The following is a 12,833-nucleotide window of genomic DNA, read 5'->3' on the forward strand; positions in this document are numbered from 1 at the left end:
CCCGCCCTTGCGCCTGCGCGGGCGGGCGAATGCGACCCCGACGGGCGAGTCTTCACGCCCGCATGCGCCGGAGACGCCCGCTCCGCCCGCGGCTACCCCGCCCGGCATTCAGGAGGAGCGGCGCGGCCCAGGAGACGCGGCGCGGCCCAGGAGACGCGGCGCACCTCAGACGGAGGCTCGTACACCTGCGCACACGGGCCAGTGCGACGCCGACGGGCGAGTCTCCACGCCCGCATTCGCCGGAGACGCCCGCTCAGCCCAGGGCCGGGGTGCCTGAAGCCCAGGAGGCGCGACGCGGCTCAGGCGGGCGGCAGCGCCCAGTCGACGGGGTCGCCGCCCTGCTCGACCAGCGAGGCGTTCGCCCGGCTGAACGGCTTCGAGCCGAAGAACCCCCGCGAGGCGGAGAGCGGGCTTGGGTGCGCCGACTCGATGGTCGGGACGTCGCCGAGCATCGGCTTCAGGGCCGCGGCGTCGCGCCCCCAGAGGATGGCGACGAGAGGGCCGCCCCGCGCCGCGAGGGCCTCGATCGCCCGCTGCGTGACCGGCTCCCAGCCCTTGCCGCGATGAGACGCGGTCTCGCCGGGGCGGACGGTCAGCACGCGGTTGAGCAGCATCACGCCGTTCTCGGACCACGATGTGAGGTCGCCGTGCGCGACCGGGGGCACGCCGAGGTCGTCGTGCAGCTCGCGGTAGATGTTCGCCAGGCTCCGCGGGATGGGGCGGACCCGGGGGTCGACCGAGAACGAGAGCCCGACGGGGTGCCCCGGCGTCGGGTAGGGGTCCTGACCGACGATCAGCACGCGCACGCTCTCGAGCGGCGCCGTGAACGCCCGGAGCACGTGCTCGCCCGCGGGCAGGTAGCCGCGACCGGCGCGGACCTCGGCACGGAGGTACTCGCCCATGTCGGCGATGCGGTCGGCGACCGGCTCGAGCGCCTCCGCCCAGCCGGCGTCGATCTGCTCGGCGAGGGGCCGGCGCGCGGCCGACTCCGGCGCGCCGGCCGAAGCGGGCGACTCGGCCGACCCGGCCGACCCGGCCGACCCGGGCGACTCGGCGGACCCGGGCGAAGCGCCGGGGGCGTCGGTCACGCCGGGCCCAGAGTGCCGACCGAGACGCCGATGATCTCGCCGCCCTCGTCGACCTGCGGTTCGACCCGCCACACGCTGCCCGTGCCGAGCACCGTCAGGGCCCCGTCGCCGACGACCAGCGCGGTGTTCTCGTCGATCGCGACGCCGCCCGAGACCAGCCCGGCCTCGGTCGCGGCGATCAGCCTGGTGAGGGTGCCCCACTGCGCGGCGTGCACGTCGACGGCGATGTCGACGAGACCGAGGCCGCCGCTGAGGGTGACCTCGTCGAGGTCCTCCGCCGCGTCTTCGGGGCAGACCGGCACGTCGCCGATCAGCCAGCCGCCGAGCAGCGCCCGGTCGGCCGCGATCATCGCGCCGGCCGAGAAGCCGAGGTACGGCAGCCCGTCGGCCACGAGGAGGCGCACCTGGTCGACGAGCGGGATGACGGCCTCGAGGTACGCCGGGGTGAGCCCGCCTGCGACGATCAGCCCGTCGACGTCGCTCAGCACCCGGGTGTCGAACGACTCGCCGGCCTCGATCACGCTCGTCACCACCTCGCAGCGCCTCTGGGACGCGATCATCGCGGGGTAGCCGGTGCGGAACTCGGCCGAGGGCGAGTCGTCGGCGACGACGACGAGCAGGGCGATGCGCGGCACGGCGCGCCCGACGGCGCCGCCGCGGACGGCCGCCTCGGCGACGAAGAGGTCGTAGAGCTCGGGCGAGTCGGGCGACCAGCCGCCGCCCACCAGGTGGATGCTCACGCCTCGACCACCGCGCCGCTGTCGCGGGTGACCGGGGGCAGGGCGCTCCACGGGAAGGTGATCCAGCGCGACGTGCGCTTCCAGACGAAGTCCGGTTCGAGCAGGGTGCGCGGCTTGCTGTAGAGGCAGACGGTGCGCACGTCGGCGGCGACCGCGGCGAGCAGGTCGCGGACGAGCACGAGCGTGCGACCCGAGTCGGAGACGTCGTCGACGATCAGCACGCGCTTGCCCTCGAGCGACGGGGCGTCGAGGGTCGGGGGCAGCAGCACCGGCTCGGGCAGGCGCTCGTCGATGCCCGTGTAGAACTCGACGTTGATCGAGCCGCACATCTTCGTGTCGAGGGCGTACGAGATGGCGCCGGCCAGCACCAGCCCGCCGCGGGCCACGGCCACGATCACGTCGGGGGTGAAGTCGGCCGCGACCACGTCGCTCGCCAGATGCCGCGCCGCCTCGCCGAATTCGAGCCAGCCGAGCACCTCGCGCTCGGGGGCGCCCGTCGACCCGCCCGCCGTGTCACCCGTCGCCGGCGGCGCCTCGGGTGGTGCTGCGGCGGTGTCGGTCGAGTCGTCGGGTGAGGAAACCATGCCAGCAACCGTAGTGCGCCCGCGCGCGGACCGCGAAGACGGCGGGTCAGGGCCCGACCCAGCGACCCCCGGGAGGCGCGAAGACGGTGTCGACGCCGTCCGACCAGAGCAGCGAGTCGGGCTCCCGATCGGCGACCCCGGGCAGACCGGAGTCGGCGATCAGCTCGTCGTCGAAGTCGACCAGCTCGGCCCGCCGCAGCGGCCACGCGCCGTGCTCGTTCGGCCAGAACCGGGTCGTCCCGCCCCGCTCGACGTGCATGCCCCAGCGCGCCGTGAGGAAGTCGGCCAGGGGGTCGCCGACGACGACCTCGTCGGTCGGACGGACGTGGAGGCGCGTGGCCGGTCGCGGGCCGGGTCCGTGCCTGCGCGAGGCGTACTCGACGACTCCCCCGCGCCTCCTGCGGGTCATCGAGGCCCAGCGGTACGGCAGCCCCAGGCCCGCGTTCGCGGCGAGCACCGGCAGCAGCCGCTGCGCCTCGAGCGTGCGGAAGACGACGCCGCGCCGCCCCTGCTCGTCGACCGAGTAGAGCCGCACGTTGGTCTCGAGGAACGTCCCCAGCACCGGTACGGGCGGGAACGGCCCGAACGCGCTCCGCGACAGCTCGAACGGGATCAGACCGACCCAGGTCGACCCGTCGAAGACGTCGGGCCGCGTGCCTCGCGGCAGCAGCGGGGCGACCCGCTCGGGCTCGACCCTCCAGTGCGCGAAGGCGAGCCCGCCCCAGTGCTGCCGGATGAACGGCCGACGGGAGAGCTCGGGGGCGACGTCGGAGACGGGATCGGGGTCGCGGGCGGTCATCGCCTCACCCTACGTGCGGCGGGCCGCGTGGGTAGGGTCGGAGGGGACCCGAGAGGATCCGTCACCGGTGCTCCCCGACCTGCCAGGCCTTCCCGTCCGCCGAGCGGACCCGACCCCGCTCGAACGCGCCGTCGACGACGGGTTCCTGATCGTCCGCGCCGCCGCGGTGGTGGCCGTCGCGAACACCGTCATCGTCAGGGCGCTGCAGGAGCATCTGCCGTTCGACGAGGACGTCGCGACGGCGGCGGCCCGGGACGAGCTGGCGCGGCTCGAGGCCGAGCAGCGCGAGGGCGTCGCGCGGCTGAAGACGCTGCGACGGCGGACGCACCGGTCGTACGGCCGGTCGCGGCACCAGTTCGACTACCGGGTCGACGACATCGACGCGCTGCGCCTGCGCGAGGCCACCCACAAGGAGCTGGCGGCGCGCATCGCGCAGAGCGCCGCCGACGACGACTTCGTGGCGTCGCTCGTGGCGGCCGCGAGGGCCCGTGCCTGGGACGACGTCGGCAGCACGGTCGTCGACCGCCTCGGCTGGGCCGCCTCGCCGCTCCCCGACTACGACGAGGGGCGCGACGAGCGCATCCGCACGCTCGTCGACGAGGACATCGCCGCGCTGCTCCGCCCCGAGGGCGACTAGCGGGAGACGACCCCGTCGAGCAGACCCACCGGGTCGTCGACGAACGCCTGCACCGCGCGGCGCACGGCGTCGCGGTCGAACGAGGTGTCGTTGTACGACACCGCCACGTGCAGCCGTCCGTCGAGCACGACGAGCTGCACGGCGACCGTCTCGGGCGCGATGGGGTGCACGGCCGACGCGGTGTCGACGACCCGCCCATCACGCACCCACGGGAGGGACTGCAGCGAGCGGTTGACCCCGAGGTTGCTCACGACGATCCTGGCCCTCGCCCTGGCCGGCGTGGCTCCGGGCGCACGGCGACGCGCCGGGCGCAGCGCCTCCTTGACGGCACCGGCCATCAGCGCGGCGAGGGGCCGCCCCGACGCCGCTGTCTGCGCCAGGCTCTGGTCGACCGCGACGAGATCGTCGCCGCCCGTCACGGGGATCCCCGTGACGAAGCTGCCCGTGGCCTCGACCCCGGTGGGCAGGTACCCGCGGACGTCGTAGACCATCTCGCTGTCCGGCCCGAGACGCAGCCCCTCGGCGGCGAGGGCGGCCCGCAGCGCGACGATGACGCCCGCGCCGAAGGCCACCGGCTCGTCGCGCCGACGCAGCCAGGCGTGCAGCCCCTTGAACGTCTCGCGGGTCCCGTTCGCCACGACGACGGCGGTGGAGCCGGTCCAGCCGATCAGCGGGCGTTCGACGGGCACCCGCTGCGGCACGACGGGGGTCTCGACGCGGCGCACCCGCAGGAGCGTCGCGACGCGGGCGGGGTGCTTGGCGAAGGTCTCGACGAACGCCGACCAGAGCGGTCTCCGGGCGTTCTCGGCCGTCAGCCACGCCGGGATGTCCCCACCCGTCGCGACCTCGATCAGGGCGAGGGGCAGGCGGGTCGTGAAGCGCGCGTCGACGACGCCGTGGTCGAGGATCATCAGGAGGCGGTCGCCGGCCAGCAGGATGCGCACGGGCGGCCCGGGCTCGAGCCGGCCGATCAGCCGCTCGAGCGCGTCGCCCGCGTCTCCGCTCGCGAACTCGGGCGCGTCGACGACCATCAGGTCGCATCGTTCACGGAGCGACTCGAGGCCGAAGCCCCAGGTGCGGTCGTCGAGCGCGACGAGTCCGAGCCGTGCGTCGGGGCCGACGGCGGCGATGCGCCAGAGGGCCTCGGCGATCGCGTCGCGCGACGGCAGCGTCATCGGGCCGAAGACCGAGACGATGTATCCGCCGGCACCGAGCCGGTCGACGGCCGAGATCGGCACGCGCACGTCGGCGAACGAGGCGGGCACGGAGCCGCCGCCTCCGTTGGTCACGGCGGTCATGCGGACCGCCGTGCGATCGACGGGTCGGCGCCGGTCGTGCGCCGCGGCCCGGTGCCCGCGCTGCGACGGCCCATCAGCCCGGCTCCACGGCGCCGCTGACGCAGGTACAGGATCGGCCCCAGTGCGACGGAGAGCAGCTCCTGCCGGGCGGTGCGGGCGATCTCGCGGGTCAGGTCGGCGTCGACCGGAGCCGAGGAGGCGCGCGAGGGTCCGTCGACGTCGGCGGGCGCCCCCTCGACACGGCGCTTCGCGGCCAGCACCCGGATCGCCCCGGGGGCGCGGCGCAGCGCGAGCCGCAGGGTCACGGGGTCGAGGGCGATCTTCGTCAGCCAGGCGCCGAGCCCCGTGCCGTATCCCCTCGCCTGCACGCGCAGGGCCCCGAGATCGGAGCGGTGCCGGTGCCAGACGAGCGCCGACGGCTCGACGACGAGGGCATGCCCGGCGAGCAGCACGCGGGTGAAGACGTCGAGGTCCTCCCCTCCGCCGGTCGGGGTGCCGACGCCGAACGCGGTGTCGAAGCCGCCGAGCAGCAGGGCGACCGGGCGACGGAGGGCGAAGTTGGCGCCGGTGCCGAACGCGCCGACGGAGAACGGGAACAGCGGCAGGTCGGCCGGCGGCTCGGCGAGACGGAAGACGCGCGTGGTGGTGTTCTGCGACCACGACACCCGGTCGTCGAAGAAGCGCTGGACGGGCGTGCGCAGCTCGCCGCTCGGCACGAGCCCGGACACGCAGGCGACGTCCTCGCCCTGGGCGAAGCCCGCCGCGAGGCCGTGCAGCCACTGACCGTCGACGATCACGTCGTCGTCGGTGAAGGCGACGATCTCGCCCGTGGCGGCGGCGAGACCGGCGTTGCGCGCGCTGGACAGGCCTGCGACGGGCTCGGCCGTGTAGCGCACGCGCGGGTCGTCGAACTCGGTGCGGACGAGGTCGCGGGTCTCCGTGGTCGCGGCGGCGTTGTCGACGATCACCACGTCGAACTCGGGGTAGTCCAGTTCGAGCACGCTGCGGAGGGCGCCGCGCAGATGCCCCGGGCGGTCGCGGGTGCACAGCACGACCGTGACCGAGGGCAGGTGGATCGGCTCGACGGGCACGACGACCGTCGCCAGCGCGGCCACCTCGGAGCGGAGCAGCTCGAGCGGGATCCGCCCGTCGACCACGGGGACCTCGACGAAGCCGAGCACGGCGCGACCTCGACGGACGAGCAGCCGGGCGGCCCGATGCCCCTCGGGGGCCGCCAGCACGACGTCGCCGACACCGGGGCGGGTCAGCTCGTCGACGTCGACCTCGCCGACCCAGAGCGCACCGCCCCAGGAGGGCGCGGTGGAGCCGGCCATCGGCCGGACGAGCTGGAGATCGGTCACGGGGCGCCGTCCGTCGGTCCGACGGCCGCCGGACGGGCCGATCCGCGAGCGGGGAGGACCTGGCCGGCCGAGGGATCGACGGGAGCCAGGGAGGCGCGGCGCAGGCTGCCGAGGGCGTAGCCGGCGACGGTGGCGACGACCGCGGTGACGAGCGCGGCCAGACGACCCGCGCCTCCTCGGCCGACCGAGCGGAGCTCGCGCAGCGCGGCGCGCGGGATGTCGCGACGCAGGTAGGCGGACTCGCTCGAGAGCGAGTCGGACGCGCCCAGCTGACGGCTGAGCGCCGCCTTCGACACCCCCTCGTAGAAGGAGCGGCGACGGAGGTACGCCCAGGTCACGCGACCGGCGGTCACGTGGTGACGCACGTCGGCCCGCGGTTCGAGGACGATGCGCGCCGACGGGTCGGCCTGACGGATCCGGATGCAGAGATCGGTCTCCTCTCCCCCGAGGGGGATGGTGCCGACGCGCCCGGTGTCGAGGTTGAAGCCGCCGACCGACAGGACGGCGTCGCGGCGGAAGGCCATCGAGCAGCCGATGACGTTCCGCACGTCCGAGAGCCGGGTCGGCAGACCGCGGTGGCTGCAGCCGACGATCCAGAGCAGCTCGGCCGGGTAGAGCGTGTTGCCGCCCTCGGGCCAGACGGGAGTCGCGTGCCCGCCGACGCCGGCCACGTCGGGGTCGGCGAACGGGCCGAGCAGGTGCGTCAGCCACGAGGGGTCAGCCGAGGCGTCGTCGTCGAGGAACGCGACGATGTCGCCCGAGGCCAGGGCCACCCCCGTGTTGCGGGCGCCGGAGAGCCCCTGCCGGGACTCGTTGGCGGCCACGACGACGTCACTCCACCGATCGCGCGATCGGGCGAGCAGGCCGTCGTTGTGATCGACGACCAGCAGCACCTCGGGCGCCTCGGGGAGCCCGCGGACGGACTCCACCGAGGCGACCAGGTCGTCCCAGCGGTCTTCGGTGTATGCGCAGACGATGACGGAGACCGTCGTCGGCTGCTGGGTCACGCGACGTCCTGGCGGGCTCCGAGTCGAGCGTCCAGACGGGCGCCGTCGACGACGGCGAAGACGGGCGCCGGCTCGTTCGTGGCCTCGGCCGACGTGAGGGCGGCCTCGCGGATCGACCGACGGAGACGCGCGGCCGCCGAGGGGCGACGACGACGCTCCTCCAGGATGACGCGCAGCACGCGGAATCCGTCGGAGATCGCGTTGAGGTTGCTGACGCCGTGGATGCGGAGCTTCTCGACGCTCGGGACCTCGACGATGTCGTAGCCGAGGGCGGCGATGCGGCAGTTGAGGATGGTCTCGATCTCGAAGCCGTCGCCGTTGTGCATCTGGCCGTCCGCGCGCGGTGCGAGGTCGGCCGGCAGCAGGTCGAGGCTCGGCACGATGCGGGCCCAGAAGGCGTTGTAGCCGTAGCAGAGGTCGGTGTACTTGGTGCCGAGCAGCAGGTTGGTCAGGGCGTTGAGGCCCCAGTTGCCGAGCGCACGGAAGCGCGTGATGTCCTCGCTGCCGCCGCCGTGGACGAAGCGGCTGCCCTTGGCGACGTCGGCGCCCGAGGTGAGCGCCTCGACGAAGCGGGGGATCTCGGCCGGGTCGGCCGAGCCGTCGGCGTCGAACATGACGATGATGTCGCCGGTCGCGGACTCGAAGCCGCAGGCCAGCGCGTTGCCCTTGCCCTTGCGGGTCTGTCGGACGACCTTGATGTCGGGCATGACGCGCTGCGCCGTCGCGATGGTGTCGTCGACGGAGTTGCCGTCGACGAGGATCACCTCGTGGACGAGCGGGAGCATCGGCAGGACGATCTCGAGGTTGCGGGCCTCGTTCCGTGCCGGCACGACGATGGAGATACGGGGAGCGGCGCCGTTTTCGGGCGTGGGGAACACCTGGTTCATGGGGTCCTTGCAGGGGTAAGCGAACTGGCAAAGGGGTGTTGCGAGAGGAGCTCTGCACGGGCGGAGTTTCGGGTTCACGCCAGGAGAGCTGGGCTCGGTCGATCAGTTTCGGGCTGAACGACGTCGCCGTCGGGTGAGACCAAACCTACGCTCGATCCGAGGCAGCGCAAGTACCGGAGATCGTGTCGTGTCGTCGGCCGGCCTCCGTCGGTCGCGCCCGGGCCGCCGCCTCACCCGCACGGCGCGCGTCGCACCCTCGACCGACGGCCCGTCCGCCCGCTGTCCCCCGCTCGGGCGATCGGCGACGAGAGCCGACGCCCCTGGCGCGGGTGTCGTGGGTACAGTCGAGGGCACGCCGAGGCGCCGTCGCACGACGGCACATCGGACCGATGCTCGGAGGAGCCCCATGGCGCGGAAAGTCGACGAAGACAGCACGCTCTGCGTCTGCGGGCACGCCCGCGAGGCGCACGAGCACTACCGCCGCGGCAGCGACTGCGCCCTGTGCGGCGCGGCCGGATGCCGTCGCTTCCGCGCCGATCGCCGACCCGGCCGGGGGACATCAGGGGGACACGGCTTGTCCCCCGAATCCAACTGAGTGGTACTCAGTCGTGGATGACCGGACCCGTCTAACCGGGCGCGCGAGTCGCTCTCGCGCCCCCCCGTCCGGGGGTCGCCGCGCCCCCTTCGAAGGCGGTCGGGACCCGGCCGAGAACGCCTCGGTCCTGCTCAGGAGGCCGACGGGTGATCCGTCGTATCGTCCGCGAATCACCCGTCCGGACCACCCTCGACGATCGTCGTCGGCGTGTCACCGTGTCTGCAGCCGGCCTTTCACGACCTTGTGCGGGGCGGCCTGGGCCACCGGCTTCAGCGTCACGAGGTCGAGGTTGACGTGCGCCGGCAGCTCCACCGAGTGCACGATCGCCTCGGCGACGTCGTCGGCGACGAGCGGCCCCTCGACGTCCGTGTAGACGGCGTCGGCCCGGCCCTGATCGCCGCCGAACCGATTGACCGAGAACTCCTCGGTGTGCACCATGCCCGGTGCGATCTCGATCACGCGGATGGGCTCTCCGGCGAGCTCGAGGCGCAGCACCGCCACCAGGGCGTGCTCGGCGAACTTCGAGGCGTTGTAGCCGCCGCCGTTCTCGTAGGCGACGTGGCCGGCGATCGAGGTCACCGTCACGATGTCGGCGCCGCCCCCGTCGCCGTCCGCCCGCTCGGCGTCGGCGCCCCGGCGGAGGGCCGGCAGCAGCGCCGAGACCATCCGCTTCGTCCCGAGCACGTTCACGTCGAACATCCGCTGCCAGTCGTCGATCGATCCCGACTCGACGCTGTCGAGCCCGAAGGCGCCTCCGGCGTTGTTGACCAGCGCATGCAGCGGACCGGTCGACTCGACGTGCTCGCGCAGCGCGGCCACGTCGGCGTCCACGGTGACATCCGCTCTGAACGCGGTCGCCCCGGTCTCGGCGGCGAGGTCGAGGAGGCGCTCCTCGCGTCGGGCGACGGCGATCACGTCCCAGCCGCGTCGCCGGAACAGCCGCACCGTCGCCGCCCCGATCCCCGAACTGGCCCCCGTCACCACGACACGCTTCGTCATCCACTGCTCCTCGTCGTCGGGTCGGCCGTGGCCGACGCTCCGCCGGTCGACCCGGCATCCGTCGACGCTAGCGCGCCGGGTTACGTCGCGTGTCCGCCCGCGTGGACAGCCCCGGCGCGCCCTGCGTAGCGTTGCAGCACCGCAGTCCGGCCGATCGGCCGCCGCAGACCCCGACCGCAGGAGCACAGCATGAGCGACGACACGTCCACCTGGAAGTTCGAGACGCAGCAGATCCACGCGGGGGCGCAGCCCGACCCGACGACGCACGCCCGCGCCACCCCCATCTACAAGACGACGTCGTACGTGTTCCGCGACGCCCAGCACGCGCAGGACCTCTTCGCCCTCGCCGAGAACGGCAACATCTACTCGCGCATCATGAACCCCACCCACGACGTGGTCGAGCAGCGCATCGCGGCGCTCGAGGGCGGCACGGGCGCTCTGCTCGTCGCCTCGGGTCAGGCCGCGTCGACCTTCGCCGTGCTGAACATCGCGCAGGCGGGCGACCACATCGTCTCGTCGTCGTCGATCTACGGCGGCACCTACAACCTCTTCAAGTACACGCTCGCGAAGCTCGGCATCGAGACGACGTTCGTCGAGAACCAGGACGACCCCGACGAGTGGCGCCGCGCCGTCCGCCCGAACACGAAGCTGTTCTTCGCCGAGACGATCGGCAACCCGAAGATCAACATCCTCGACATCGAGACGGTGTCGGGCGTCGCCCACGCCGAGGGCGTCCCGCTGATCGTCGACAACACCATCGCGACCCCCTACCTGATCCGCCCCCTCGAGCACGGCGCCGACATCGTCGTGCACTCGGCGACGAAGTTCCTCGGCGGGCACGGCACCGTCATCGGCGGCTTCATCGTCGACGGCGGCGCGTTCGCGTGGTCGGAGAACGCCGAGAGGTTCCCCGGGCTGACGCAGCCCGACCCGTCGTACCACGGCGCCGTCTACACGCAGGCCGTCGGCGACCCCCTCGCGTACATCATCAAGGCGCGGGTGCAGCTGCTGCGCGACCTGGGCGCCTCGAACAGCCCCGACACCGCGTTCTCGCTGATCCAGGGCATCGAGACCCTCAGCCTCCGCATCGAGCGCCACGTGCAGAACGCGCAGGAGATCGCGGAGTGGCTCGACTCCCGATCCGACGTCGCGGCCGTCTACTACGCCGGCCTGCCGACGAGCCCGTGGTACGCCGCGGCCAACAAGTACGCCCCCCGCGGCGTCGGGGCCGTGCTCTCGTTCGAGCTCAAGGGCGGCGTCGACGCCGGCCGCGCGCTCGTCGACGGGCTGAGTCTCTTCAGCCACCTGGCGAACATCGGCGACGTCCGCAGTCTCGTCATCCACCCCGCCTCGACGACCCACTCGCAGCTGACCCCCGAGCAGCAGCTGACCACGGGCGTCACCCCGGGTCTCGTGCGGCTGTCGGTCGGACTCGAGAACATCGACGACCTCAAGGCCGACCTCGAGGCCGGCTTCGCCGCGGCCCAGGCGGTCACCCGCGAGTCGCTCCGCAGCAGCTGACCCGGGCCCCGCAGGAGGCGCGGTGCGGTAACAATCGCACCGCGCCTCCTCGGGTCCACCAGGATGGGGATCGATGGACTGGCAGAGCACACCCGAGGACACCGTCCCGTCGAGCGTCGTCAGCGAGCGGACCCGCCTGGCGATGCTGGGGCGCCCGCCGGTCACCGGTGCGTGGCGCGACGGCGACGACCCCGGCGACCGGCGCTTCGTCACCCTCGACGACCTCGGGCTCGAGAGCGGCGCGGTGCTCCCCCGCCCCCGGATCGCCTACGAGACCTGGGGCGAGCTCGACGCCGACCGCGGCAACGCGATCCTGCTGCTGCACGCCCTCACCGGAGACAGCCACGTGCGCGGCGCCGCCGGTCCGGGCCATCCGACCGCGGGCTGGTGGAACGGCGTGGTCGGCCCCGGTCTCGCGATCGACACCGACCGCTGGCACGTCGTCGCCCCGAACATGCTCGGGGGCTGCCAGGGCAGCACCGGGCCGTCGTCGTTCGCACCCGACGCGGTCGAGTGGGGTTCGAGGTTCCCGCATCTGACCATCCGCGACCAGGTCGAGGCGCAGGCGGCGTTCGCCGACCGTCTCGGCATCGGACGCTGGGCGGCCGTCGTCGGCGGCTCGATGGGCGGCATGCACGCCCTCGAGTGGGGCGTGTCGCACCCCGACCGGGTCGATCGGCTGGCGGTTCTCGCCGCCCCGCCGGTCGTCAGCGCCGACCAGATCGCGCTCAACACGGTGCAGTACGAGGCGATCCGCATGGACGCCGCGTGGCACGACGGCGACTTCTACGACGCGCCCGACGGCGAGGGGCCCTACCGGGGTCTCGCCCTCGCTCGGCGCATGGCCCTGCTCAACTACCGCTCGCCCGACGAGCTGCAACGCCCGGTTCGGCCGCAGCTGGCAGAGCGAGATCTCGCCCCTCGGCGGCCCGGGCCGGTTCCAGGTCGAGAGCTACCTCGACTTCCACGGCAACAAGTTCACGCGCCGGTTCGACGCCGGCAGCTACGCGGGCCTGCTGGGCGCCATGAACTCGCACGACGTCGGCCGAGGTCGGGGCGGGGTCGCCGCCGCCCTCGACCGCGTCACCGCCCGCACGCTCGTGCTCGGGATCGACAGCGACAGGCTGTTCCCGGTGCCCGACCAGCGCATCATCGCCCGCCATCTCGCGAACGGCATCGACGGGCACGAGCCCGCGGTCATCGTGAGCGAGTTCGGCCACGACGGGTTCCTCATCGAGAACGAGGCCGTCGGCGGTCACCTGAGACGACTGCTCGTCGACTGAACGGCGCGTACGCCCCCCGGCGGGGGGTCCTGTG

11 protein-coding genes and 1 pseudogene are annotated in these 12,833 nt (G+C 73.5%); 3 read left to right on the top strand and 9 right to left on the bottom strand.

Going from position 1 to position 12,833, the window contains the following annotated elements; genetic code table 11:
- Positions 1–299: 299 nt before the first annotated feature.
- From ACZZY9_RS03040 to ACZZY9_RS03055, 4 genes are read right to left on the bottom strand one after another with little or no spacing between them, the layout of a single operon-like run.
- Positions 300–1,088, bottom strand: a complete 789-nt coding sequence (locus ACZZY9_RS03040; protein ID WP_463462936.1) for a uracil-DNA glycosylase — start codon at positions 1,086–1,088, stop codon at positions 300–302.
- Complete coding sequence (locus ACZZY9_RS03045; RefSeq protein ID WP_463462937.1) at positions 1,085–1,828, bottom strand: Type 1 glutamine amidotransferase-like domain-containing protein; 744 nt, start codon at positions 1,826–1,828, stop codon at positions 1,085–1,087. The genes ACZZY9_RS03040 and ACZZY9_RS03045 overlap by 4 nt, the downstream gene beginning before the upstream one ends.
- Positions 1,825–2,412: a phosphoribosyltransferase gene (locus tag ACZZY9_RS03050; protein ID WP_320478212.1), complete on the bottom strand. Its 588-nt coding sequence runs from the start codon at positions 2,410–2,412 to the stop codon at positions 1,825–1,827. Before ACZZY9_RS03050 ends, ACZZY9_RS03045 begins: the two co-directional genes overlap by 4 nt.
- A gap of 46 nt (positions 2,413–2,458) precedes the next feature.
- Positions 2,459–3,211 carry a YqjF family protein gene (locus ACZZY9_RS03055; protein ID WP_463462938.1) on the bottom strand — a complete coding sequence of 251 codons (753 nt, stop codon included), beginning with the start codon at positions 3,209–3,211 and terminating at the stop codon, positions 2,459–2,461.
- A gap of 67 nt (positions 3,212–3,278) precedes the next feature.
- Here ACZZY9_RS03055 and ACZZY9_RS03060 point away from each other — a divergent pair, with 67 nt between their 5' ends.
- The gene (locus tag ACZZY9_RS03060) at positions 3,279–3,848 is read left to right on the top strand and encodes a hypothetical protein (protein WP_463462939.1); all 570 of its coding nucleotides are present in this window, start codon (positions 3,279–3,281) and stop codon (positions 3,846–3,848) included.
- Here ACZZY9_RS03060 and ACZZY9_RS03065 read toward each other — a convergent pair.
- From ACZZY9_RS03065 to ACZZY9_RS03085, 5 genes are all read right to left on the bottom strand, one after another.
- Complete coding sequence (locus tag ACZZY9_RS03065; protein WP_463462940.1) at positions 3,845–5,146, bottom strand: hypothetical protein; 1,302 nt, start codon at positions 5,144–5,146, stop codon at positions 3,845–3,847. The two genes, ACZZY9_RS03060 and ACZZY9_RS03065, sit on opposite strands and share 4 nt — an antisense overlap.
- Positions 5,143–6,507 (bottom strand): glycosyltransferase family 2 protein, encoded by a 1,365-nt coding sequence (locus tag ACZZY9_RS03070; RefSeq protein WP_463462941.1) that lies wholly within the window; start codon positions 6,505–6,507, stop codon positions 5,143–5,145. The genes ACZZY9_RS03065 and ACZZY9_RS03070 overlap by 4 nt, the downstream gene beginning before the upstream one ends.
- Positions 6,504–7,514: a glycosyltransferase family 2 protein gene (locus ACZZY9_RS03075; RefSeq protein ID WP_463462942.1), complete on the bottom strand. Its 1,011-nt coding sequence runs from the start codon at positions 7,512–7,514 to the stop codon at positions 6,504–6,506. The genes ACZZY9_RS03070 and ACZZY9_RS03075 overlap by 4 nt, the downstream gene beginning before the upstream one ends.
- Positions 7,511–8,401, bottom strand: a complete 891-nt coding sequence (locus ACZZY9_RS03080) for a glycosyltransferase family 2 protein (protein WP_192058198.1) — start codon at positions 8,399–8,401, stop codon at positions 7,511–7,513. The genes ACZZY9_RS03075 and ACZZY9_RS03080 overlap by 4 nt, the downstream gene beginning before the upstream one ends.
- A gap of 805 nt (positions 8,402–9,206) precedes the next feature.
- The gene (locus ACZZY9_RS03085) at positions 9,207–9,995 is read right to left on the bottom strand and encodes an SDR family oxidoreductase (RefSeq protein ID WP_463462943.1); all 789 of its coding nucleotides are present in this window, start codon (positions 9,993–9,995) and stop codon (positions 9,207–9,209) included.
- Between the two features lie 189 nt (positions 9,996–10,184).
- Here ACZZY9_RS03085 and ACZZY9_RS03090 point away from each other — a divergent pair, with 189 nt between their 5' ends.
- Positions 10,185–11,516 (top strand): bifunctional o-acetylhomoserine/o-acetylserine sulfhydrylase, encoded by a 1,332-nt coding sequence (locus ACZZY9_RS03090; RefSeq protein WP_320479080.1) that lies wholly within the window; start codon positions 10,185–10,187, stop codon positions 11,514–11,516.
- Positions 11,517–11,589: 73 nt separating this feature from the next.
- Positions 11,590–12,799: pseudogene (metX, locus tag ACZZY9_RS03095) on the top strand (homoserine O-acetyltransferase MetX).
- Positions 12,800–12,833 lie beyond the last annotated feature (34 nt).

Source organism: Frigoribacterium sp. AC394, from assembly GCF_979258095.1.

Excerpts from the sequence above, each read along its gene's own strand:
- ACZZY9_RS03050 (WP_320478212.1), bottom strand. The coding sequence starts at position 2,412 with ATGGTTTCCTCACCCGACGACTCGACCGACACCGCCGCAGCACCACCC.
- ACZZY9_RS03055 (WP_463462938.1), bottom strand. The coding sequence starts at position 3,211 with ATGACCGCCCGCGACCCCGATCCCGTCTCCGACGTCGCCCCCGAGCTC.
- ACZZY9_RS03065 (WP_463462940.1), bottom strand. The coding sequence starts at position 5,146 with ATGACCGCCGTGACCAACGGAGGCGGCGGCTCCGTGCCCGCCTCGTTC.
- ACZZY9_RS03080 (WP_192058198.1), bottom strand. The coding sequence starts at position 8,401 with ATGAACCAGGTGTTCCCCACGCCCGAAAACGGCGCCGCTCCCCGTATC.
- ACZZY9_RS03085 (WP_463462943.1), bottom strand. The coding sequence starts at position 9,995 with ATGACGAAGCGTGTCGTGGTGACGGGGGCCAGTTCGGGGATCGGGGCG.
- ACZZY9_RS03090 (WP_320479080.1), top strand. The coding sequence starts at position 10,185 with ATGAGCGACGACACGTCCACCTGGAAGTTCGAGACGCAGCAGATCCAC.